The organism is Clostridium puniceum, assembly GCF_002006345.1.
GTDB lineage: Bacteria > Bacillota > Clostridia > Clostridiales > Clostridiaceae > Clostridium > Clostridium puniceum.
On sequence record NZ_LZZM01000073.1, the window covers coordinates 34,336 to 57,131 of the forward strand.

Annotated in this window: 23 protein-coding genes; 2 read left to right on the forward strand and 21 right to left on the reverse strand. The window is 28.6% G+C overall.

Annotated features, from left to right (window positions below; genetic code table 11):
• Positions 1 to 3: 3 nt before the first annotated feature.
• The 3 genes from CLPUN_RS05905 to CLPUN_RS05915 form a co-directional block, all read right to left on the reverse strand.
• The gene (locus tag CLPUN_RS05905; RefSeq protein WP_077846398.1) at positions 4 to 1,164 is read right to left on the reverse strand and encodes a THUMP domain-containing class I SAM-dependent RNA methyltransferase; all 1,161 of its coding nucleotides are present in this window, start codon (positions 1,162 to 1,164) and stop codon (positions 4 to 6) included.
• 29 nt (positions 1,165 to 1,193) lie between these two features.
• Positions 1,194 to 1,751: a bifunctional pyr operon transcriptional regulator/uracil phosphoribosyltransferase PyrR gene (pyrR, locus tag CLPUN_RS05910; protein WP_077846399.1), complete on the reverse strand. Its 558-nt coding sequence runs from the start codon at positions 1,749 to 1,751 to the stop codon at positions 1,194 to 1,196.
• A gap of 160 nt (positions 1,752 to 1,911) precedes the next feature.
• Entirely contained in the window at positions 1,912 to 2,829 is a 918-nt protein-coding gene (locus CLPUN_RS05915; protein WP_077846400.1) for an RluA family pseudouridine synthase, read from the reverse strand.
• 284 nt (positions 2,830 to 3,113) lie between these two features.
• On the opposite strand from CLPUN_RS05915, the gene CLPUN_RS05920 reads away from it, so the two are divergent.
• Entirely contained in the window at positions 3,114 to 3,890 is a 777-nt protein-coding gene (locus CLPUN_RS05920; RefSeq protein WP_077846401.1) for a motility protein A, read from the forward strand.
• A gap of 14 nt (positions 3,891 to 3,904) precedes the next feature.
• Positions 3,905 to 4,645, forward strand: a complete 741-nt coding sequence (locus CLPUN_RS05925) for a flagellar motor protein MotB (RefSeq protein WP_077846402.1) — start codon at positions 3,905 to 3,907, stop codon at positions 4,643 to 4,645.
• A 205-nt stretch (positions 4,646 to 4,850) separates the two neighbouring features.
• On the opposite strand, the gene CLPUN_RS05930 is transcribed toward CLPUN_RS05925, so the two are convergent.
• From CLPUN_RS05930 to CLPUN_RS28560, 18 genes are all read right to left on the reverse strand, one after another.
• On the reverse strand, positions 4,851 to 5,477 hold the full coding sequence (locus tag CLPUN_RS05930; protein WP_077846403.1) for a DivIVA domain-containing protein: 627 nt from the start codon (positions 5,475 to 5,477) through the stop codon (positions 4,851 to 4,853).
• Between the two features lie 13 nt (positions 5,478 to 5,490).
• The gene (locus CLPUN_RS05935; protein ID WP_077846404.1) at positions 5,491 to 6,255 is read right to left on the reverse strand and encodes a YlmH family RNA-binding protein; all 765 of its coding nucleotides are present in this window, start codon (positions 6,253 to 6,255) and stop codon (positions 5,491 to 5,493) included.
• Positions 6,256 to 6,257: 2 nt separating this feature from the next.
• Positions 6,258 to 6,515, reverse strand: a complete 258-nt coding sequence (locus CLPUN_RS05940) for a YggT family protein (RefSeq protein WP_077846405.1) — start codon at positions 6,513 to 6,515, stop codon at positions 6,258 to 6,260.
• Positions 6,516 to 6,524: 9 nt separating this feature from the next.
• Entirely contained in the window at positions 6,525 to 6,977 is a 453-nt protein-coding gene (locus tag CLPUN_RS05945) for a cell division protein SepF (RefSeq protein WP_077846406.1), read from the reverse strand.
• Positions 6,970 to 7,659: a YggS family pyridoxal phosphate-dependent enzyme gene (locus CLPUN_RS05950; protein WP_077846407.1), complete on the reverse strand. Its 690-nt coding sequence runs from the start codon at positions 7,657 to 7,659 to the stop codon at positions 6,970 to 6,972. Before CLPUN_RS05950 ends, CLPUN_RS05945 begins: the two co-directional genes overlap by 8 nt.
• Before the next feature lie 84 nt (positions 7,660 to 7,743).
• Positions 7,744 to 8,478, reverse strand: coding sequence for a DUF881 domain-containing protein (locus tag CLPUN_RS05955; protein WP_077846408.1), 735 nt, complete (start codon positions 8,476 to 8,478; stop codon positions 7,744 to 7,746).
• A 14-nt stretch (positions 8,479 to 8,492) separates the two neighbouring features.
• A complete protein-coding gene (locus tag CLPUN_RS05960) occupies positions 8,493 to 8,885 on the reverse strand; it encodes a small basic family protein (protein ID WP_077846409.1) in 393 nt (130 codons plus the stop codon).
• 12 nt (positions 8,886 to 8,897) lie between these two features.
• Positions 8,898 to 9,626 carry a DUF881 domain-containing protein gene (locus CLPUN_RS05965; protein ID WP_077846410.1) on the reverse strand — a complete coding sequence of 243 codons (729 nt, stop codon included), beginning with the start codon at positions 9,624 to 9,626 and terminating at the stop codon, positions 8,898 to 8,900.
• Positions 9,627 to 9,632: 6 nt separating this feature from the next.
• Complete coding sequence (locus CLPUN_RS05970; protein ID WP_077846411.1) at positions 9,633 to 10,391, reverse strand: cell division protein FtsQ/DivIB; 759 nt, start codon at positions 10,389 to 10,391, stop codon at positions 9,633 to 9,635.
• A gap of 269 nt (positions 10,392 to 10,660) precedes the next feature.
• Positions 10,661 to 11,803, reverse strand: a complete 1,143-nt coding sequence (spoVE, locus tag CLPUN_RS05975; protein WP_077846412.1) for a stage V sporulation protein E — start codon at positions 11,801 to 11,803, stop codon at positions 10,661 to 10,663.
• Between the two features lie 48 nt (positions 11,804 to 11,851).
• The gene (mraY, locus tag CLPUN_RS05980) at positions 11,852 to 12,826 is read right to left on the reverse strand and encodes a phospho-N-acetylmuramoyl-pentapeptide-transferase (RefSeq protein WP_077846413.1); all 975 of its coding nucleotides are present in this window, start codon (positions 12,824 to 12,826) and stop codon (positions 11,852 to 11,854) included.
• Between the two features lie 76 nt (positions 12,827 to 12,902).
• Entirely contained in the window at positions 12,903 to 14,267 is a 1,365-nt protein-coding gene (locus CLPUN_RS05985) for a UDP-N-acetylmuramoyl-tripeptide--D-alanyl-D-alanine ligase (protein ID WP_077846414.1), read from the reverse strand.
• Positions 14,268 to 14,411: 144 nt separating this feature from the next.
• The gene (locus tag CLPUN_RS05990; protein ID WP_077846415.1) at positions 14,412 to 15,893 is read right to left on the reverse strand and encodes a UDP-N-acetylmuramoyl-L-alanyl-D-glutamate--2,6-diaminopimelate ligase; all 1,482 of its coding nucleotides are present in this window, start codon (positions 15,891 to 15,893) and stop codon (positions 14,412 to 14,414) included.
• A 192-nt stretch (positions 15,894 to 16,085) separates the two neighbouring features.
• The gene (locus CLPUN_RS05995; RefSeq protein ID WP_077846416.1) at positions 16,086 to 18,335 is read right to left on the reverse strand and encodes a stage V sporulation protein D; all 2,250 of its coding nucleotides are present in this window, start codon (positions 18,333 to 18,335) and stop codon (positions 16,086 to 16,088) included.
• Positions 18,336 to 18,655: 320 nt separating this feature from the next.
• A complete protein-coding gene (locus tag CLPUN_RS06000; RefSeq protein WP_077846417.1) occupies positions 18,656 to 19,165 on the reverse strand; it encodes an FtsB/FtsL family cell division protein in 510 nt (169 codons plus the stop codon).
• 43 nt (positions 19,166 to 19,208) lie between these two features.
• Entirely contained in the window at positions 19,209 to 20,141 is a 933-nt protein-coding gene (gene rsmH / locus CLPUN_RS06005) for a 16S rRNA (cytosine(1402)-N(4))-methyltransferase RsmH (RefSeq protein ID WP_077846418.1), read from the reverse strand.
• 13 nt (positions 20,142 to 20,154) lie between these two features.
• Positions 20,155 to 20,583: a division/cell wall cluster transcriptional repressor MraZ gene (mraZ, locus tag CLPUN_RS06010; RefSeq protein ID WP_077846419.1), complete on the reverse strand. Its 429-nt coding sequence runs from the start codon at positions 20,581 to 20,583 to the stop codon at positions 20,155 to 20,157.
• A gap of 249 nt (positions 20,584 to 20,832) precedes the next feature.
• On the reverse strand, positions 20,833 to 22,662 hold the full coding sequence (locus CLPUN_RS28560) for a DUF6055 domain-containing protein (RefSeq protein WP_242954057.1): 1,830 nt from the start codon (positions 22,660 to 22,662) through the stop codon (positions 20,833 to 20,835).
• Positions 22,663 to 22,796 lie beyond the last annotated feature (134 nt).

The window sequence follows — 22,796 nt, forward strand, 5'->3', positions numbered from 1 at the left end:
TAATTAATTCATCAATTGATTGATTAATGTATCTCCAAAATTCTTAATCTTATTATTATCAAAATATTGATAATAATAACATTTAATTTTACCATTATACAACTTTCTATTTTTAGTTGACTTAACTTCAAAAACTTTTTCAAAAGTTTCAAATGAAGTTAATATGTTAAAATCCCAGCTTTCTAACTTTTTCTTAGTAATACCCATATGCTTATAAAGAAGATTTAATGCTTTTTCCTCTCCTATTCTTTCTCCATATGGTGGATTAGAAACTATAAAACCATATTTCCTAGAAGTTGAAAACTCCATAAAATCTCTTTTTTGAAATTTTATATATTGATCAACTCCAGCTTTTTTAGCATTTTCCATAGCAACCTTAATAACTTTATAATCAATATCATATCCTATTAAATTTATATCTTTATACTTTTCTGATCTTTTAGCGCCTTCTCTCACGCTGCTAAAAACATCCTTACTTACAGATGGCCATGTTTCACACACAAAGTTTCTATTTATTCCTGGTGCAATATTTTGAGCTATCATAGCAGCTTCAATTAATATTGTTCCTGATCCACAAAATGGATCTATTAGTTCAAATTCATCACCCCATCTTGAAATTAAAAGCATTGATGCTGCTAGAGTTTCTTTTAACGGAGCAATTCCTGCAAGCTCTCTATATCCTCTTTTATGTAATCCTGGTCCTGTTGTATCTATTGTTAAGGTAACAATATCTTTTAATATCGATACTTCTATTTTATAAATTGGACCACTTTCACTAAACTTCTCAATTCCATAGCTTTCACTCATGCTCTTTACAACTGCTTTTTTTACTATGGACTGGCAATCTGGAACACTATGAAGTGTTGATTTAATACTCTTTCCAACAACATGCATAACACCGTCTATAGGTATTATTTTACTCCATTCTATTTTTTTCGTTCCTTGGAATAGTTCTTCAAAGGATCTTGCTTCAAACTCAGCCATTTTTATAAGAACTCTATCTGCAGTTCTTAAATGAATGTTAGCTATTGCAATATCCATTTCATCACCTTCAAAGGTTACTTTTCCATTTTCAATCTTTAAATCTTCATATCCTAGTGCTTTTAATTCTTTTGCAGTTATACTTTCTATTCCAAATGTGCTTGTTGCAATTAAATCATACATACTTCTATATTCTCCTCTATTCAAATTAACTACTTGAATTTTTTAGTATTATTTGAATCATATATTTTAACTGAATCTTCTCCATCAGTTTCCTTTAATGAAACTGCTATTATTTCATTTTTGGCTGTAGGAATATTTTTACCCACATAATCCGCTCTAATAGGGAGCTCTTTATGACCTCTATCAATTAATACTGCTAATTGAATAGCTGTTGGTCTGCTTACATCTATAATAGCATCTATTGCTGCTCTTACTGTTCTGCAAGTGTATAAAACATCATCTACAATAACTATTTTTTTATCTTTTATTTCTAAACCTAAATCTAAATTTCTAACTTCCAAATTCTCATTTACAATGGTTAAATCATCTCTATATAAGGTTATATCTACAGAAGCAACAGGAACTTCTTTTCCTTCTATTCCTTTAATATAGCTTGCAATTCTTTGTGCGAGTGGAAATCCTCGAGTCTTAATTCCAAGTAAAACTAAATCCTCCACCCCTTTATTTCTTTCTATAATTTCATGAGAAACTCTTATTAATGTCCTATTTATAGCCTTTTCATCTAATAAAACAGCTTTTAATTTCATATTATCCCTCCATAATCTTAAATAAGTAATAACCTAATTTTATTTCCTAAAATTTTTCGATTAAATTGAAAAACAAATATTGTCCTAATAGCATATAATCAAATTTTCACTTCTGTTTTTTTACAGCTTACCGTATTTATGAATACATTAATTAATCTTGTTATTTAAGTTCATTTCTTAATTTATCTATTAAAACCTTAAAATATTCTGGCAATTCTGTAGTAAATTCAACATATGTATTTTGAGTTGGATGAATAAATCCTAAAGTCTTAGCATGTAGCATTTGCCCATTTAACTTAAATCTTTGTTTTTTAAAACCATAAAGAGGATCTCCAACTAAAGGGAATCCAATTGATGCCATATGTACTCTTATTTGATGAGTTCTACCAGTTTCTAATATACACTTTATTAAGGTATATCCATTGTATCTTTCAATCACTTCATAATGTGTTACTGCTCTTTTTCCACCTTCTACAATTCCTATTTTTAATCTATCTCTTTTATTTCTTGCTAATGATTTATTGATAGTACCCTTTTCATTTTTTAGTCTTCCTTCGACTAAAGCACAATATTCTCTTTTCATGGAATGATCTTTTAATTGTTCTGACAGTTTATTATGAGCTTCATCATTTTTAGCAATTACTAAAACTCCAGATGTATCCTTATCAATTCTATGAACTATTCCGGGTCTTATGACTCCATTTATACTAGATAAATCCTTGCAATGAAATAGCAAGGCATTAACTAAAGTACCATTATAATTCCCAGGTGCTGGATGAACAACCATTCCTTGCGCTTTATTAACAACTATGACATCTTTATCTTCATATAATATATCTATAGGTATATTTTCTGCATCTATTTTTAATATTTCTGGCTCTTTAAATTCTACTTCAATTTTATCAAATGCCTTTAACTTATAATTACTTTTCGGAATTTTATCATTAACCTTAACGCTTTCCTTTTCAATAAGCCCTTGAATAAAAGATCTTGATTTATCAACAAAAACTTGTGCCAAATATTTATCAATTCTCGTTCCTTGGTCTTTTTCTTCAATTATAAAAACATCATTCTCCATAAATCAATATTCCTTTCCTTCAAGTGTATTACTTCAACATTATAATATAATAGTTTCTACTTTACAATTGAAAACTCAATATATTCCTATTATAAACCAACTATAAATGTAAATATTTCACTTAATTAAAACATTTACATTTATACTTTTCTGCTAAGTATTATGTTTTACAATTATTTTATATTATGTTATGCTTAATCAATATAAGTGGGTATTCCACTAGTATTTTCTTATTATACATAATATTTTAACTTATGTTATTTCTTATAAGGGGGATTTTATTTATGGACATTATGACAGTCATGAGCTTAATATTCGCGTTTGCCTGTATAATAGCAGGTTTTATTTTCGAAGGCGGTGCTCCTTTGGCATTAATTCAACCTAATGCATTTTTAATAGTTGTAGGAGGAACAATAGGTGCTGTAGGAATTTCGTTTCCTTCAAAAATAATAAAGAAGCTTCCAAAAATCTTGTCTATTGCTTTTAAAAAAAGAGACTTGGATTTACAAGCACATATCACTTACTTTAAAGGTGTATCGCTTAGAACAAGAAAAAATGGCCTTTTAAGTTTAGACTCTGAATTATCAGATACTAATTTAGACCCTTTTATAAAAAAAGGATTACAAATGGTTGTTGATGGAGTAGAACCATCTACTGTTAAGGGTATTTTAAACACTAAATTAGATAACCTTATATCGAGACATGAAGACTGTATTGAAATGCTATCAGCTGCTGGCGGATATGCTCCTACCATGGGTATTGTTGGAACAATAACAAGTTTGGTTATAGTTCTTAGCAATTTAAGTGATGCTGCTGCAATGGGAGGAAGAATCGCTGTTGCCTTTATAGCAACCTTATATGGTCTTGGTACTGCAAACCTTTTTTGGCTTCCTGTTGCTAGTAAATTAAAAGAACTTAATAAAGAAGAAATTATTGAAAAAGAAATGATTATTGAAGCTGTTCTATTAATTCAAGAAGGAGTTAATCCAAATACTTTAGTTAATAAGCTTTCTAGCTACTTAACTGAATCTCAAGTCAAATTATTAGAAGAAGATGATTAAAAGAGGTATAAATTATGAGACGAATAAAAAAAGAAAAAGATAATACCGAAAGATGGATGCTTTCTTACTTAGACTTTATAACTTTACTTATGATTTTCTTTCTAATGATGTATGCAATTTCTAATGTGGATAACAAGAAAGCTGACGCTCTTGCGCACTCACTAAAAATAGGTTTTAATTCTGGCAACGGAGAAAATGTAGTTGCAGTATCTGATAGTTCTAATACACCTGCTATTGTAGATGAAGAAACTTTAAAGGCTCTGACTGAAGCCGAAAAATTAGCTGATATAAAAAAGAAAGTTGATGAACTTGTAGAAAATTCAGAATTAAAAGGAAGCGTTACAACTTCAATTCAAGAAAGAGGACTTTTAATAAGTTTTAATGATAGTGTACTTTTTAATAGTGGTGATGATGCCGTAAAAAGTGACTGGCATAATAAATTAGTTTCTATATCAAAAGTTTTAAATGGAATAGACAATTATATCCGTGTTGAAGGTCACACTGATAATGTAGCTATTAATACAGAACATTTTCATTCCAATTGGCAGCTATCATCTGATAGAGCCTCAAATGTTGTTGAATTTTTAATTTCTCAGGGAAATATTAAGGCTGAAAGATTATCAGCTGTAGGTTATGGAGAATATAGACCTGTTAAAGGAAATGACACTGAGGAAGGCAGATCTGCTAATAGAAGAGTTGATATATTAATATTAAATAATAAATTTAATGAATCTGAAATACAAAAAAGTAGATAAAAAATTTTTCAAACCAAATACATATAAAGAACAAAATTAGTTCAAAACACTCACAAAATTAAGCGATGGTGGTACTCTCTATTTATTGTGTATCCAATATAAACTCAATAATAAAAAGCATATATATAAAGGCTTTTAGTTCCTTTATATATATGCTTTTTTATTTAGATAAACTTTTTATGCATTTTATAAATAACATCTGTTTTTATTCACCTTGAACAAAAAAGCTTTTTATTTCATTTAATTCATCATTTAATAAAGCACGTTCCTCTGAATCTTCTTGCTTTTCTTCTTCCTTATTTAGTTCTATTTCTTTTTCTATTATTTCATCTTGAACATTTTCTTCTTCTTCTATTGGATCTGAAATGTTATAATTTTTAACAAAATCTTTTTCTAGATCATCAAATGTTTCTAATTGAGTGTTCATAAAGTTTCTATATTTTGCTCTAAATTTAATAAATTCTTGTTTAACCTTTTCATACTCATCATTTATTTGAACAACATCATTATGAGCTTTATCCATAATCTTTTGAGCAGTTTCATTTGCATTTTTAACCATTAATTCTGCTTCTTTTTGAGCTGAATTTTTTGCTTGTTCCGCTGCATTTTGTGCAAGTAACAAAGTATTTTGTATGGTTGTTTCAATTTTTGCATAATGCTCTACTTTTTCATTTAAATTTGCAAGCTTTTCTTTTAAATTTGCATTTTCTTTATAAAGCTCTTCATAATTTTCTACTACTTCATCTAGAAATTCGTCAACTTCATCAGCATTATAGCCTCTTAGCCCCTTTTTAAATTCCTTATTATTTATATCCATTGGTGTTAATTTCATACTTTCACCTCAACTATGTATATTTTTTTATAACAACTTTGATTTTTCCACTTTTGCTATTTCCAATAGAATCACCTATAATGAATTTTCCAAAACCCCTTATTGTAATTCTTTCTTCACCTTTTAGTTCATAACTTTTATCTTTTATCTTAACGTAATTTATTAAAACTTGACCTTGTTCTATCATTGCTGCTGATTTAGCTCTAGATAGATTGGTAATTTTAGAAACAACTCCATCAATTCTTAAAGAAGAAATTAATATAATTTCTTCTTTAAATGTGAATTTAGGTATAAGTTCAACTTTATCAACTACGCTTACTTTACAAACGACCTTAGCGATTTTATCTAAATTGTATATAATAAAACTTTCTATATCTTCATGAACTGGAACATAACAAATATTATCAGCTACTAATAAATCTCCAATTTTATTTCGTTCTATGCCAAGAGACAATATTCCACCTAAAAAATCTCTATGAGCAAGTTTCGAAAATTTTGATGTATTTTCTATCTTTATTAATTTCATTGGGAATGGACTTTCATATATATTGTTAAAAGAAATCATTCTTCTTTCAGCCTCTTGAAAAAATCCATCAATTTCAACTTTAAATACTTTAGTAGATAAATTTTCTTGAAACCAATTCCAAATATTTGGTGGATAAAAATGTTTTCCAAATGTAGGTATATCTTTATCCTTTGCTAACAAATATCTTTCATATAAATTTAATGCATCACTTCTATCATCATCTGTAAAATATCGACTTATTTTTTCCTTCATAATTAAAACAAAATTCCTAATAAAAGTTTTTTTAATACATCAAGAATAAATATTGCAATTATTGGTGAAAAATCTATTGGTAATCCTGGAATTAATCTATCTTGCAGTGTTTTTAGCGGCTCCATCATAGGATAAACAAAATTATGTATTGTGCTAACAACTTTATTATCCCTGATTTGAGGAATCCATGAAATTATAACTTCTAATAATATAGCTAGTTCTAATAGATTAAAAAGTGTAATGATAATATTTATAATCATTATTCCCTCCTATTTTGACCAATTAAACAATGCTTTTGAACTAAGTTCATTTTTTAATTCATTTGTCACTTCAACATTTGAAGGTGAAAGAAGATATACTCCTTTTTCAATTTGTTGCAACTCTCCTCCTAATGCATAACAAGAACCACTTATAAAATCCAATAACCTTTGTGCTATTTTTAATTCTAATACAGTTGTATTTACTAACACTATTCTTCTATTTTTAAGAGCTTCACAGATTTCAGTTGCTTCTTCATAATCTACCGGTTTAGTTATCGTTACCTTTGTAGCTGAAGATGTATGGATATTTACAACCTTACTATTTTTCTTATTTGAAATAACAGGTTCTACTTCTTCTTCCTCAACTATTTCTTTTTCATATTCTTCATCTTCATAGTCATCATACTCCTCATAGTCTTCGAATCCTAATAAAGATTTAACTTTTGATAAAACATTACTCATTGCTTGCTCCTCCTATAATATAATTTCTCTCTCCAAATATTCCTGTTCCTATTCTGACTAAATTAGATCCTTCTTCTATAGCTGTCATAAAATCATGAGTCATTCCCATAGATAATATTTTCATAGTTATATTTTTATATTCTTTTTCTTTAAGATCATCAAATATTTCTTTTGTTCTTTTGAAATATTTTCTGTTACTTTCTTCATCTCCAATTGGAATAATTACCATTATACCACTTACAGAAACATAATTACATTTTTTAACAGCTTCTATAAACTCATATAAATCTTCTTCTAAAATTCCACTTTTACTCTCTTCTCTTCCAATATTGATTTGAATTAATGTATTGGCAATCTTATTAGCTTTTCCAAAAAACTTTTCTATTTCATTTAATAAACTAATGCTGCCTAAAGAATGTATCAAATAAACTTTATCGACTAAGTACTTAACTTTATTACTTTGAAGTTGCCCTATGAAATGCCATTTTACATCATCATGAAAGTTTTCTGATTTTTTTACTAATTCTTGGACTTTGTTTTCTCCAAAATCCCTTATTCCCGCTATATATGCTTCCTCTAATTCTTCTAGTGGTTTTGTCTTAGAAACTGCTAAAAGCTTTACTTCTTCTGGAATTTTAGATTTTAGTTCTTCTATATTTTGCTTAATCCCATAATGTAACACCTTAAAAACGCATCCTTTCTATACTACACTCTAGTTTATATTCTATATGAATTTAAAATTTCCTCTAAAAATATAAATTAAATTTTATTTCTTACTATCATCTCTGACCATATACTTAACATTTGCACTTGCTGTTGTTGGAGGCATAGTTATTTTATCTATCTTTTCAATATTTACATAAAGTTTTCTAAACATAAGCTCTTTAATATGACTTCCATCTTCTAACAACGCCGCCTTTAATTTTTCTGGATCTCCTATAACATAAATATTAAAGGGAGCATATTCCATTCCTCCATCTTCAAACCCCATAAATGCCCAGCTACATACTACTCCGGTCCACGGAACAATTCTATGATTATTAACGCTGATCGCTTCTGCACCAGCTGTTCTAAGCTCATTTAATATTAATTCCATATCATAATAATGTAATAGCTTATTATTAATTTCATCTGGATTTTCTTCAAATGCATTGATTTTTCCATCTTTTATTGTTAATACAATTCCAGATCCTTCAACTTTATTTAATCCAATGAACATTTCATAGTCAATAATTTGAGCTTTCATATCGTCCAAAATTTTATCATCTTTTTTATAATTATTTGTATATTTATTAATTTTGGATTTTTTTTCAATAGTATCTTCTTTTAAATTTCCAATATCTTTATATAAATTTGCTCTTTGTTCAACTGCATTTTGATATTCTGCCGAATTTAACTGACTATAAGATTGAATTCGTTGAAAATTAAAATTCATTGATATTAAAACTCCAAGTATTATTGCTGCAATGAAAACAAAGAAAAAGCCATTATTATTTTTCATCACATCACCTCTCATTAGTTAATATCATTGTTTTCTTTTTCTATAGAATTTTTTTTATATAGATTCTTTCTTCTTATTTTAAGTTCTTCTATTAGTAATCTTCTTATAATTGCAAAATTATCAAATATTCTTCCACCAAATACAATTACTGCTGCCATATAAATTGGTATTCCTAGTTTATCTCCTAAATATGCAAGACCTGCTGCAAGCAATGCATTCCCAAAGAAACCTGATATAAATATATCTGGCTGAAAATTTTTTGAAAGGTTCCCTCTAATTGCTCCGAAAACAGAATCTAAACAAGCAAGTATAGCTACAGACATATATGGGGACAGTTTATCTGATATGTTAACATTAAGTACAAATCCAAGTATTATTCCAATTAATAGTCCTATTACTGCTATCAAATTAACTCGCTCCTATTCTTTTACTAATTTAATAAAGTCACTTTTTAATGATTGTGTTGTCTTCCCTATAAATATGTCATCTTCCGATTTTACTTCATTATTATAGTTAGGAAGCACTCCATAATCTAAAGATCCTGCAAAAGTTACTCCTACATTAAGTCTTCCTTTTTCCCCAATGGCCTTAATAGCTATTTTTTCTTTTGGATAAACTCTTCCCGTAGACCCCACTGCAATGGAATTTCCTGCTATTTTAATTCCTGTTTGAGGAGTTATTCTAATATCATTTATTGATATAGCCTCTGCACCTGAGTACCAAAGTAAGTTTACTATATGAACTAATTCATCTTCACCTAAATCTCTATTAACTTCAGCTGAATTAGCTCCAAATATAGATGACTTAGGAGATATTGTCAAGATTATTCCAGGTCCTTTAACATCGACCACTCCTAAATGCATTCTAGCATTATCTAATTGATTTTTTATATCCGTTCCCATATTACCATCTTTAGCTGCTGTTTCTTCTAATTGCTTAAGTTCATCTGATATCTTAGAATTTGTTGTTATTAATTCTTGCTTCTCTTTTTTTAATGACTCAATTTCTGCAATTATATCATTTTTATCATAATTACTAATTTTAGCTTCAATATTCTTGCCAGATAAAACTTTAAATTGATATGCTAATAAAAATCCTAAAAGCCCACAAACAATTGCTACAAATATTTGCGATCTAGACACCTTCATATCTTTCTACCTTCCTTTTTTATAATATACTGGAGTTCCATTAAAACCTACATCTATATACCCTTCAACAATCCCAATGTTAGGATTTTCGATAATATGCAATAATTTATTCATTTTATCTGGTATATTTTCATCATTTCCAAGTTTTCCTTCAACTTTTCCAATATATATTTTTATATTCATCAAATCAGTCACATCAATAGAGTCTATATTATAATTAGTTGGATTATTTTTTGTAATTTGATAAAAAATATCTAAAAATGCTAACATTCTAGTATTATCTACTGTTTTATTTCCTAATCCAACATCTTTTAAATTTATTCCTATTATATTTACTAATTTTCTATTTTCAACAGTATCTGTTTTTTCAAGCAATAATGATCCACTATCTAAAACATATTTGTATCCATCTTTTTCTACACAATATATTCCTTGCTTTTCAGATACCTTTATATCAACTTGCTTAGGATATACCTTCTTAATTTCAACATTTTCTACATATGGATTTTTTTTAGCTTCATTTATAATATTTTTCTTATTTATAAAGAAAATATTCTGACCGATTAAGTTTTCTGTTCTACTTTTAACATCTTCTCCACTCATTATTGGATTTCCTAAAATAGCAACCTTTTTTATATTGAAGAAATTTGATTTAATTGCAAAAATCACTCCTCCAACAGCTAAGATTATAATTATTATAGCTATTCTTTTTATTAATCTTCTACGTTTTGCTTTTAAAATAAATTTATTATTATTCTTTATCATATACATCCCTATTCTTTGACATGTTACCTATATAATAACATGAATTTTCATATAATATTAATAAAAATTCTTAATATTATCATAACACTTTATAAAGATATTTTCATTAAAATTTACAATAGAATTTTCATACTTACTAAAAATAATTCTATATTGACTGTCAATTCTATAAATATTATGTAAAATCTTAATTTTACCTTTTATTTTTTTGCGCACACTTAAATAGAGGACAAAGAATTTACATTTTAGTTCTTCGCCCTGCATTTATTTTATATTTGTTTCAGTTCTTCTTTTCCTTCAATCTGGCGTGATATATTTAATAATATTCCAACAGCTGTCATGTTGATTACAAGTGCAGTTCCTCCATAACTAATAAACGGTAGTGGAACTCCTGTAACTGGCATTGAACCTGTTACAACAGCAATATTTATTATTGATTGAACTGCTATAACTGAAGTTATTCCTATTGCAAGAAGCGTACCATATGTATCTCTTGCTTTCATAGCTACATTAATGCCTCTCCAAATAAGTATTACAAAGAGAGTTATTATAAATACACACCCTATAAGACCTAATTCTTCACCTATAATAGAAAATATAAAATCATTATGTGGTTCAGGCATATACATAGTCTTTTGCCTTGACTGTCCAAGTCCTAAACCAGTAATCCCACCAGAACCTAATGCATAAAAGGATTGTATTAATTGATACCCATTACCACTTGGATCCTTCCACGGATCTGTAAAGTTAAGAAGCCTTCTCAGTCTATATGGCTCAAATATAATAAAGACAACAGCTGCGCCCCCTATGACAGGAGCTACAATTCCAAATAAATGCTTCAGTTGACCACCAGCTGCAAATAACACTATAAATGTAACAATCATTATAACTGAAGCTATACTTAAATTTTTTTCTGCCAATACTAAGGCTGCATAAAATCCTGATACTCCAAGATAAGGTAATATACCACTGCTAAATTTCTTTACGCCCTCGCCTTTAGCTTCAAGACTCATGGCTAAAAACAATACTGTAATATATTTTGCAAGGTCAGATGGTTGAAAACTTTGTGATCCAATGTAAACCCATCTTTGCGCTCCATTAGTTGCTGGAAAAAAGAATACTGCTATCAATAAAGGAATACTTATAATCATTATTCCTAATGTATATTTCTTTAACTTATGATAATCAAAACACATTGCAAATGCCATTGCAAATATTCCAATAACTGCTGATATTAATTGTTTCTTTAAAAAATACATACTATCTTTATTAGGTGTTGTAAACATTGCAGTATAAGAACTTGCAGAATATACCATAACTACTCCAATCGTCAAAAGTAAAGCTACAGTATAAAATATTCCATAATCTATTTCCCCCATTTTTCTTTTTCCTTTGGACCTAATGACTTTCATACATAAATCCTCCAAACTTACTGAACTAAGGCATATGAAATAATATACCTATATTGCCATAAAACCTATAATACATAAAATTGTTGTAATAATAGAGAATATTATCACTATTTTTACTTCACTCCAACCTACTTGTTCAAAATGATGATGTATAGGAGACATCTTAAAGACTCTTTTACCAGTTAATTTAAATGAAGTAACTTGAATGATAACTGATAAAGTTTCAATTACATATATACCACCAACTATAACTACAAATATCTCCATCTTTAACATTAATGCTAACGTTCCTATAACTCCTCCTAGAGCCAATGAGCCTGTATCTCCCATAAATATCTTTGCTGGGAAAGCATTAAATTTTAAGAATCCAAGTAACGCTCCTGCTAGCGCTATTGAAAAAATTGCTACTTCTTGATTTCCTGTTCTAAAACCAACAATTGCAAAGAAAGTTAAAACTATTACTGTTACAGAAGTTGCAAGTCCATCTACACCATCTGTTAAGTTTACTGCATTAGTTACAGATGCATAATAAACTATTACGAAAGGTATGTAAAGTATACCTAAATTTAATTTAAAATTTATAAATGGAACTAAAATATCTGTTCCTATATAGTTATATCCATACCAAGCTAAAGCTAATGAAAATAAAATCAATAATATCATTTTCTGTGCTGCCTTTAATCCTAGGTTATCTTTATGAATTATCTTTAAAATATCATCTAAAAATCCAATAAATCCAAAAGCAAGGAATGAATATAAGATTATCATTTCTTTGTCCATAAGCTTATGCCCCATAATTAATATAGTAGCAGCTACTGAAATGAAAAATATAAGTCCTCCCATTGTTGGCGTACCTGATTTTTTTTGATGACTTTTAGGTCCATCTTTTCTAATATTTTGACCAAATTTTAATTTGTGTAGTGCTGGTATAAATATTGGTCCAAGTATCATTGAAAATACAAATCCCATTATTAATGGTGCTAAAATTTTTGAGCCTATTATTAAATTTACTATTTCCCCCATCTAGTGTTGCCTAATACATCCAAAATAAAAGTCTATTTAGAAGATGCTTATAATAAGGCAAGTCACCTCCTTCGTTTTATTTTATTGTTTCTATATATTTAATTATTTCTTCAAACCTTGCACTCCTAGATGCCTTAACTAAAATAGTATCATTAGGTTTGATCATATTAGTCAAAGACTCCATTAATTCTTGTTTTGTTTCAAATATCATTGTATTTTCTTTAAAACCTTCTTCATAACACTTTTTAAATTCTCCTGTAGTTAATAAAACATCTGCTTTTCCTCTTGCAAACTCTCCAACTTGAGTATGAGCTTCTTTTGCATAATCTCCAAGTTCTCCCATAGTTCCAAGTACTGCAATTTTTCGAGTCCCAGAATAATTTTTCAATACGTCAAGTGCTGCCTTCATAGAATCTGGATTAGCATTATAAGAGTCATTTATAATAGAAAATCCGTTTTTATTTATAAATTCAAGTCTCATAGATGTTGCGTTAAAATTCTTAAGACCTTCTTCCATTTCTTCAAAAGTAAGTCCAAAATCTTTTGATATTTGTATTCCTATTAATGCATTTAATACATTATGCTGACCAACCATGTTTAAGGTAAATCTATAACTTTGGTCATCTTTAGTAACCACATCAAAAGTTGTAGTTTCAGAAGTCAATTCTATATTTTTAGCATAAAGATCATAACTTTCATCATAACCTATTTTCTCCAAATTAAACTTATCACATTTATCAACTGTTTTTAACATGTTATTTTCACAATTTAATATTAGTGAATTTTTGTCTTCAAAGAAGTCAGTTATACACATCTTCTCTTTAAGTATATTTTCTCTACTCCTTAAATATTCTATATGCGCTACCCCAACATTAGTTATTGCTGCAACATCAGGAATCGCAATGCTTGCAAGTCTGTTTATTTCTCCAAAATTGCTAGTTCCCATTTCTAGAACTGCTATATCATACTCCTTTGAAAGTTCAAATATCATAAGCGGAAGCCCTATTTCATTATTGAAATTTCCTTGTGTTTTAAATACTCTATATTTACCGCTTAAGAATGCTGCTACTAAATCTTTAGTTGAAGTTTTACCAGTAGATCCTGTTATTCCAACAACTTTTATCCCTAACTTCTTTCTGTAAAATCTAGCTAAATCAGCTAAGGCTTCTTTAGTATTTTTTACTTTAATAATAATTCCTTTATTGTTTAACTCTTCTGACTTAAACTTTACTTCATCAACGATTACTATAGATGCACCTTTTTCGATAGCAGTTATAGTATAGTCATTTCCATTAAAATTTCCACCTTTTAATGCAATAAATAAATTATCTTTTTCAATCTTTCTTGTATCTGTAGAAATCCTATTGAAAATCCCTTCATTATTTTTTACTAAAATTTCGCCATTTACAGCTTTAATTATTTCTGATAAATTTAACTCCACTTCATCCACCCCTTTTTTCAGTTAGCGGTTAACAATTAATAGTTAACAGTTGTAGTACAATTTCCTTCTGAAATTTTATTATTATTTCTAGAAATTCTACTTTGTTTGCATAAATTGTTTCAAATCCTTTAAGAGATTTTCTTCTTAATTGTTAACTGTTCCTTGTTCATTAATAACTGCATTAAGTATTTCACTAACAACTTCTCTTTCATCAAAATGTATAGTTTCATTTCTTAGAATTTGATAAGTTTCATGACCTTTCCCAGCAATAACTATTACATCCCCTTGTTTTGCAATATTTATAGCCTTTTTTATAGCTTCTTTTCTATTTTCTATTGCGATATAATTATCTTTATTTAATCCTACTTCAATATCTTTTATAATCTCCATTGGTTCTTCACTTCTTGGATTATCAGATGTTATTATTGTAGTATCTGCGATATCTGTTGATATCTTACCCATTTGTGGTCTTTTCACCTTATCTCTATCTCCACCACAGCCAAATATTGATATTAATCGCCCCTTTGTAAATGCTTTCGCTGTTTTTAATATATTTTCAAGTCCATCTGGTGTATGAGCATAATCTATTATAATTTCATAAGGAAGATTATATTCATTTCCAACTCTTTCACATCTTCCGGGGACAATCGCCTTTTCTATCCCGTCTTTTATACAACTTACATCTATCCCTAATTTAAAACATGTTATAATTGCACCTAATGCATTATAAATATTATATTCACCTGGTATATTTAAAATAAATTGTTCATCTATTTTAAGCTTAACTTTAAATTTAATATTACGACTTCCCATTTCTTCATTAAATGCTTTAAAATTTGAATTATCTTTTACTGAGAATGAATATATATTGTCTGCTTTAAGTTCCTCTAAATCTTTAATAACTTGTTTTCCATAATTATCGTCAATATTAATAATTTTTATTCTTGATCTATCAAATAGTTTAAATTTTGCTTTATAATAATTTTCAAAAGTTTTATGGAAATCCAAATGATCTCTAGTTAAATTTGTAAAAATACCAACTTCAAACTCAACCCCATAAACTCTATCTAATTCTAAAGAATGTGAAGATACTTCCATAACACAGTATTCTACACCTTTATTTACCATTTCAAAAAATAATTCTTGTAATTCTAAAGATTCTGGTGTTGTTCTTTCAGTATGAATTTTTTCACTACCTATATAGTTTGCAATAGTTCCAATTAACGCAACCTTTTTATTATTTGCTTCCAAAATATCTTTTATCATAAAAGCTGTGGTAGTTTTGCCATTTGTTCCTGTAACACCGATTATTTTCATTTTATTACTAGGCTTATCATAATAATTAGCACACATTAAAGCTAATGCTTTTCTTGTATCGCTGCTCTTAATAATAGTAATTTCATTATTTTTTATTTCTATATCATCTTGAATAACTATTATTTTAGCACCATTTTCAATAGCTTTATCAATATACTTATGTCCATCAGTCGCATATCCCTTAATACAAATAAAAACATCGTAAGTCGTAATTTTTCGACTATCATAATTTATTCTATTAATATCTACATCAATTCCACCTTGAATAATCTCATAATCCATTCCATTTAAGATAGATCTTAAATTCATATTTACTCTCTCCTAACTGTGTACTTATTTTTAAAAAAATATAGCATGTGAGCATTTCCCCACATGCTAGTATTTTATCCTCTGTCTTGTTTACCTTAACTAGTTTTTAACAAAATTTATTTCATAATCTAAAATCAAATTAACTCAATATTTTTATCAGTTATTAATCATTTTCAGATAAAAATTAAATATTTAATCCTTATATTCTGAACTTAATGTTAATTTAACTGTTGTTCCTTTAGTTATGAATTCGCCTGCTGCAATATCTTGTTCTGATATCATTCCATTACCTTCAAAGGTAGGTGTTATTCCAAGATTTTTAAGCAACACAGCCGCATCTTCTTTTGAATATCCTCTAACATCTGGCATTGCAACAGTATTATTATAAGTCGCATCCCCAGTTGTGTAAAGATTTATTTTTGATCCTTCTTTTACTGAATATCCTGGATATGGCTTTATATCTACTACAGACTCTCCATTTCCATCTATATTAAAATCTAATTTTGCATTTGTTAATGCTTTTTTCGCATCTGCAATTTTCATCCCTCTGATTTCTGGAATAACTACATCCCTAGTAATTTGTCCTATATTTTCATCCGAAAATTTACTATTTAAATAATTAAATATATCTGTAAACAATGTTTTAGCTGGTGGTACCGCTACTTGAGCTGCATAATATGTTCCATTTTTACGAGGCTCATCAACCGTTATCATAATAGTAACCTTAGGATCATTGACTGGAGCCATACCAACAAATGAAGATATATATGCTCCCTCTTGATATCTACCATTAACAACTTTTTGAGCAGTACCTGTTTTTCCACCAATATGATATCCTTCTATAAATGTTCCTGTTCCAGACCCAGCTGTAACAACTCTTTCAAGATAGCTTCTTAATTCAGCTGTTTTTTCCTTACTTGCAACAGTAGTAGTTTTAGGTTTAAAAGTTTCATCAACTATATTAACATTATTTTCATTATCATGAGTAATTTCTTTCATTAAATGTGGTTGAATTAAATCTCCTCCATTTGCAACTGCATTAAAAGCCGCCATGTATTGAACTGAATTAACCGTATTTGTTTGTCCAAAAGATATTGTTGCAAGATCTGCTTCTGAAACATTTTTAACTGATTTAACAATTCCTTTTGCTTCACCTGGCAAATCAATTCCACTAGCTTGACCAAATCCAAATTTATTAATAGATTCACATAATTTTTCCTTACCAATCATGGCACCTAATTCCATAAAACCTACATTACATGAATTTTGAATTATATCAGGAAATACTTGTGCTCCATGTCCTTGTGGCTTCCAACAGTTTGGATGAATACCACCCACAGCTAATGAACCATTACAGAAAAATTTTGTATCCTTATTAACGATATTTGCTTCCAATCCAGTAATAGCTGTTACAACTTTAAATATTGATCCAGGTTCAAAGGTATCATTCACCAGTCTATTTCTCCACATCTTATCAGTTGATCCCTCAAAGTTTTCTACACCTTTTTGTGGATTATTAGGATCAAAATCTGGTTTATTAACCATTGCCAATACTTCTCCTGTTTTAGGATCCATAACTAAAATTGATACTGCCTTTGATTGAGTATCTTCATAAGCCTGCTCAGCTGCTTTCTCTGCAAAATTTTGAATATTTTCATCAATAGTAAGTGTAACGTCTTTACCAGCTACTGGAGATGTAAATTGTGATATAGTATATGGCAAGTCCCTATTAACACCATCAAGTTCTGTAATCTTTCGTCCAGGAATCCCTGATAAATACGAGTTATATTGAAGCTCTATTCCATTTAACCCTTTATTATCAGTATTAGTATTTCCAAGCACATGTGCTAAAAAATTATTATTAGGATAATATCTTTTTGTATCTGGTGATACTAAAACTCCATTTATATTAAGTTGCTTAACTTTATCCGCCTGTTCTTTTTCTATTCTTCTTATAAGAATAGCAGACCCTGCTTGTAACCCATTTTTTAGTTTAGTTTCAAGTTTTTCTTTTACAAATTTTGTATCTAAATCTAAAGCTTTTGCAATTATAAGTGCAATTTGATCATTGGTTAAGCCGTTATCTTTAGTTGGAAGAGGAATACCAGCACTTTTCATGCTCTCAATTTCTTTCGATGGTATTTCATTTAAATTACGATTTAAATATTTTCTTATAGCATTTAAATCAAAATCAACTCTATAAACATTTGCAGAAACTGCAAGCTCTTTCCCGTTTCTATCAAGAATTCTTCCTCTTATAGCATCTATTTTTACTTCACTAGTCCATTGTTCTTCTGCCATTGCTGCATAATCTGCTTTTTTTACTATCATTATATAAGACAACCTAAGTGTTAAAATCACAAAAACTAAAGTCAATGCAAAAGCCGAAATGCTCATCCTTTGACGCATTTTGGCTCTATCTTTATAATTTTTCTTTTTCAACGTCTATTTCCCCCATGTACTTTCTTTTACATAGACATATTCAAAAATAGTAAACCACCTTGCTATTTTATATGCCTAAAATTCTTTTAAATTTTAAAAAAATTCATTTTTAATATCGTTCTCCATGTGAGTATTAGAATTCATATTCTTACATTAATTATTTTTCTATGGCATATGAAAATAATACGTTATTGATGTAATGATATTTTAAATAATATACAAAGTATATTGCTTACATCTATCTATTAAATGAATTTGCAGATTTCCCACAAATCAAAATAGACTAATATATTAACTTATTATTTTTCGAACATGCCCGATTATTTTATTAAATTAATTAATTTAGAGAACAAAGTTGTTTCTTTAGTATTATTTTCAGAAACATTTGACTTTAAATCTTTAAAATAATTTTCTGAAAAATCAATTTTTACTGTTTCTTCTTTTTTAGGAACAATCATAGATAGCTTTGTTCCTGCATTTTGCTGTATATTGTTTAAAGAAGAAAACTTTAGTAACTTTACTTTTAATGCTTCATTTGCTTCTTCTGTTTGTTTAATTTGAGTATTTAAATCAGTTACCTTTTTTTGCATATTATACACTTTACTATCACTAGAAATAGTAATAAAACCTAAACTTAATATAACTATTGCTATAGTTAAAACATATTTTCTATCGTTTTTTCTTTTATTTCTCATTAAAGCATTTTTACTTTGTAACTTTTTTCTTTTTTGTATTTGCTTATATTTTTTATCCGGTTTTTGTACTCTACGCTTTCTTTCTGGTGCTAAAGCTATACTCCCTTTTATATAATCATATTCTCTTCTCGCCATTTTATTCACATCCCAACTTATTTATAACATAATAAAATAGTAATTATAATTTCTCAATTATTCTAAGCTTAGCGCTTCTACTTCTTGGGTTTTCTTCAATTTCCTTTTCAGTTGGTGCTATCCCTTTTTTTGATATAACCTTAACTACTGGAACTTTCCCGCAAACACAAACTGGGAATTCCCTTGGGCAAGTACACGGATTTTCTAATTCCCTAAATTTTAACTTAACTATTCTATCTTCCAAAGAGTGGAATGTTATAATAGCCATCCTTCCCCCTTTATTTAATTTATTTACTCCATCTTCTATTGTCTTATTTAATATTTTTAGTTCTGAATTAACTTCTATTCTAATAGCTTGAAAAGTTCTCTTAGCAGGATGAGGTCCATCCCTTCTCATCTTTGCTGGAATTGCTGCCTTAATAATATCTACAAGCTCAAAAGTTGTTTCTATTGGTTTTTCTGTTCTTCTGTTAACAATAAAATTTGCAATTCTTTTAGCAAATCTTTCTTCACCATAATCTTTTATTATTTTAGATATCTCATCTTCGCTGTAATTATTTACAATTTGATAAGCCGAAAAATCATTATCTCTATTCATTCTCATATCTAAAGGGGCATCCTGCATATAACTAAAGCCTCTTGAAGCCTCATCAAGTTGATATGATGAAACTCCAAGATCTGCTAAAATTCCATCAACCTTATCAATATTTAATTCATTTAAAATACTATCTATATTATAAAAATTATTATGAACATATTTTACATTTTCAAAATCTTTAAGTCTTTCTTTAGCTGCCTTCAAAGCATCCTTATCTTGATCTATTCCAATTAGAATTCCATCTTTTGACAAATGAGATACTATATGAGATGAATGTCCTGCCCCTCCTAAAGTACAATCAACATAAATCCCATTTTTCTTTATATCTAATGCTTCTATACATTCATTTAATAGTACTGACACATGCTTAAATTCCATAATAAAAACTCCTTTATATTCCTAAATCATTCATCTTTTCTGCAATAGAGTCAAAATCAATATTTGACTCATTGTATTCATTCCACTTTTCCTTGCTCCATATTTCTACTCTTGATAATACTCCAATACTTACTATGTCCTTTTCTATTCCTGCATATTCTTTTAAATTTTGTGGAATCAATCCTCTCCCTTGCTTATCTAATTCAACTTCGCAAGCCCCAGAAAAAAAGAATCTTACAAAAGATCTTGCATCTTTATTTGTCAAAGGCAAAGTTTTTAATTTTTCCTCCAGTATTTTCCATTCTTTAAGTGGATAAGCGTACAAACATCCATCAAGCCCTTTAGTAATAACAAAAGTATTACCTAAATCTTCTCTAAGTTTTGCTGGAACAATTATTCTATTCTTCGGATCTAACCCATGTTGGTATTCACCAATAAACATTATTCTCAGCTCCTATTTTGATAGATTTTAAATTTCTCCTCTATTTCTAACCACTTAACACCACTTCTAACCACTTTTATATCTATTCTATAAAAATATAGTATTTCCTTCTTAAAATCAATATTTTTTTATATTTATAAATAATTTAATAAAAACTATATTAAATTATAATAATTTTACAACTAAAAATGGACAGTATAAAATTATTAATAAAAATTTTATACTATCCATTATATTTAGTTTAGATATTTATTTATTAAAGACTTTCCATTCAAGTATACCTGTAGATGCAGAACCATTTGAAACAGTTTCTATCCTTATTGATTTTGTTGCTATAGGAGTAAATGTTGTAATATTATACTTATTGGTAGCAACTCCTAATCCTAACGGATTATTGACAGTAACCCATTTCTTCCCATTCCAATATTTAATTTGATATGATTTTGGTACATCTATACCTCCACCGTCTTTAAACCAATATATATCGCATTGTGATATTGTATATTGTTTATCAAAATCATATTGAGCCCATTGAGTTCCAGTTTGTGGCCAATTTCCATATACATCATGGTTTCTATCATTTGAATTTGATGGATCAAAACCATCATTTAAAGCACTAATTTTTTCCCACTCTGAACAAAAAGAAGAAGATGCTTTTGCATTTAATGCTATATTTGTTTTTTGTACAGTAGGTTCTCCACTATTATTAGTTGATATTTGTACTTTATAAGGATACTTTATTCCATTAAAATTCTCATCGAAAGAAGTTAAGTCAAGCATTTCATTTGGAGTTGCACAAACCACAAGATAAACTTTTTCTTCATCCCCCTGTAAGTTCAATGTATTAGTACCATTATTCCACATTGTAGAATACCTAGTGGTACCATTCTTTGTTTTCGCTACAATACTAGCGCGCCAGTCCGCACCTGGAACTGATTTATCTCCACTAAAATTAACAACTACTTGTTTGTTATTTAAATCTATGTTAAGTGGAATTATATTATATCCTCCTTGCTGTGGAGTTCTTGAGTCAGGAACCTTATACCATCCGTTATTATCGCTTTCTAAAGTTGTATACACTTTATTATAATTTGCTCTGTCTTCTGCCATCATTATATTAAATTCTTCTATATAGCTAGATTGACGCTTAAAATCAAAGGTCACCATTCGTCGGGCATATCCTCCTAACATATCCTTAACAGAAGCACCAGATAATCTTTCTAATTTCTTAAACATAGTTTGATCTTGAGTATCATGTAACATATTTTTCATTAGTTGCAAACCTAGTCCGCTCATTTTATCTGGATTCTCTGTCACATATAATAAAAATGGCCAAGCATCATAATAATTTTTCATATGAGGAAAATAATAATTTGAATTTAAAACTATTGGTCTAAAAAAGTCTGATTCAGGACCATAAACATTACTACCATATTTATAATAATCACTTCCTAAATATTGATCTCTAAACCAATTTGCCACAGTTTCATACCAAGGTGCTGAAACAACTCCATTTTGATGTTTAGTGATAGCATGTGCATACTCATGAGGAAGCACCCAACTTGGTGGATCAACACGCATAGCTCCTGGATCTGTAACCAAAAAAGCAAACCCGCCATCATCAACAGACATATATGCCCAGTCATCAGTAATTTTAGATAAGCCAGTATTAGCGATATAAAGATTTGTCTTATAATGTCCTCCGTTGTTTCCTACACTAGTATCATCTAAACCCATTTCATTAACATAAAAAGCTCTTATATTTTCTAGATTCTCTAAATTTCCTCGAACAAACGAAGCATTAACAGTTCCTGTCTTATCATTATTTCCCCATATAATCTGAAAATGCTCTGATATTAATCTATTAACTGATTTATCATTTAAATCATAAAATGAATCTCTCGTAAGATATTGTGAAGCCATCGCTTTATTATCAGTAAAGCTCGATGTCAGCTGCACTCCAGCACTTGTTGTCTGACTTGTTTTTAGTTGACTGTCTTTAGATACAGCAGCATTAGCACAAGTGCCAATTGATAAACTCATCAACACTACTAAACCTATTATTTTCTTTGATTTCATTATTTTTCCCCCTTATATTTTGTAAAATATTCTTATTTAAAGTTAATCAACACAGCCATTGAATATAAATGTTAATTCCTGTTTTTATTGCATTTTAAGATGCCTTAATATAAACTTCACTCTTCTTATTAATA

Bases quoted from the DNA above. Each gene is read 5' to 3' on its own strand.
- CLPUN_RS05970 (WP_077846411.1), bottom strand. From the start codon at position 10,391: ATGATAAAGAATAATAATAAATTTATTTTAAAAGCAAAACGTAGAAGA.
- CLPUN_RS05925 (WP_077846402.1), top strand. From the start codon at position 3,905: ATGAGACGAATAAAAAAAGAAAAAGATAATACCGAAAGATGGATGCTT.
- CLPUN_RS05915 (WP_077846400.1), bottom strand. From the start codon at position 2,829: ATGGAGAATGATGTTTTTATAATTGAAGAAAAAGACCAAGGAACGAGA.
- CLPUN_RS05905 (WP_077846398.1), bottom strand. From the start codon at position 1,164: ATGTATGATTTAATTGCAACAAGCACATTTGGAATAGAAAGTATAACT.
- CLPUN_RS05935 (WP_077846404.1), bottom strand. From the start codon at position 6,255: ATGAAGGAAAAAATAAGTCGATATTTTACAGATGATGATAGAAGTGAT.
- CLPUN_RS05920 (WP_077846401.1), top strand. From the start codon at position 3,114: ATGGACATTATGACAGTCATGAGCTTAATATTCGCGTTTGCCTGTATA.
- CLPUN_RS05955 (WP_077846408.1), bottom strand. From the start codon at position 8,478: ATGAAAAATAATAATGGCTTTTTCTTTGTTTTCATTGCAGCAATAATA.
- CLPUN_RS28560 (WP_242954057.1), bottom strand. From the start codon at position 22,662: ATGAAATCAAAGAAAATAATAGGTTTAGTAGTGTTGATGAGTTTATCA.
- CLPUN_RS06000 (WP_077846417.1), bottom strand. From the start codon at position 19,165: ATGGCGAGAAGAGAATATGATTATATAAAAGGGAGTATAGCTTTAGCA.
- mraZ (WP_077846419.1), bottom strand. From the start codon at position 20,583: ATGTTTATTGGTGAATACCAACATGGGTTAGATCCGAAGAATAGAATA.
- CLPUN_RS05930 (WP_077846403.1), bottom strand. From the start codon at position 5,477: ATGAAATTAACACCAATGGATATAAATAATAAGGAATTTAAAAAGGGG.
- mraY (WP_077846413.1), bottom strand. From the start codon at position 12,826: ATGGGGGAAATAGTAAATTTAATAATAGGCTCAAAAATTTTAGCACCA.
- rsmH (WP_077846418.1), bottom strand. From the start codon at position 20,141: ATGGAATTTAAGCATGTGTCAGTACTATTAAATGAATGTATAGAAGCA.
- CLPUN_RS05945 (WP_077846406.1), bottom strand. From the start codon at position 6,977: ATGAGTAATGTTTTATCAAAAGTTAAATCTTTATTAGGATTCGAAGAC.
- spoVE (WP_077846412.1), bottom strand. From the start codon at position 11,803: ATGAAAGTCATTAGGTCCAAAGGAAAAAGAAAAATGGGGGAAATAGAT.
- pyrR (WP_077846399.1), bottom strand. From the start codon at position 1,751: ATGAAATTAAAAGCTGTTTTATTAGATGAAAAGGCTATAAATAGGACA.
- CLPUN_RS05990 (WP_077846415.1), bottom strand. From the start codon at position 15,893: ATGAATTTAAGATCTATCTTAAATGGAATGGATTATGAGATTATTCAA.
- CLPUN_RS05965 (WP_077846410.1), bottom strand. From the start codon at position 9,626: ATGAAGGTGTCTAGATCGCAAATATTTGTAGCAATTGTTTGTGGGCTT.
- CLPUN_RS05940 (WP_077846405.1), bottom strand. From the start codon at position 6,515: ATGATTATAAATATTATCATTACACTTTTTAATCTATTAGAACTAGCT.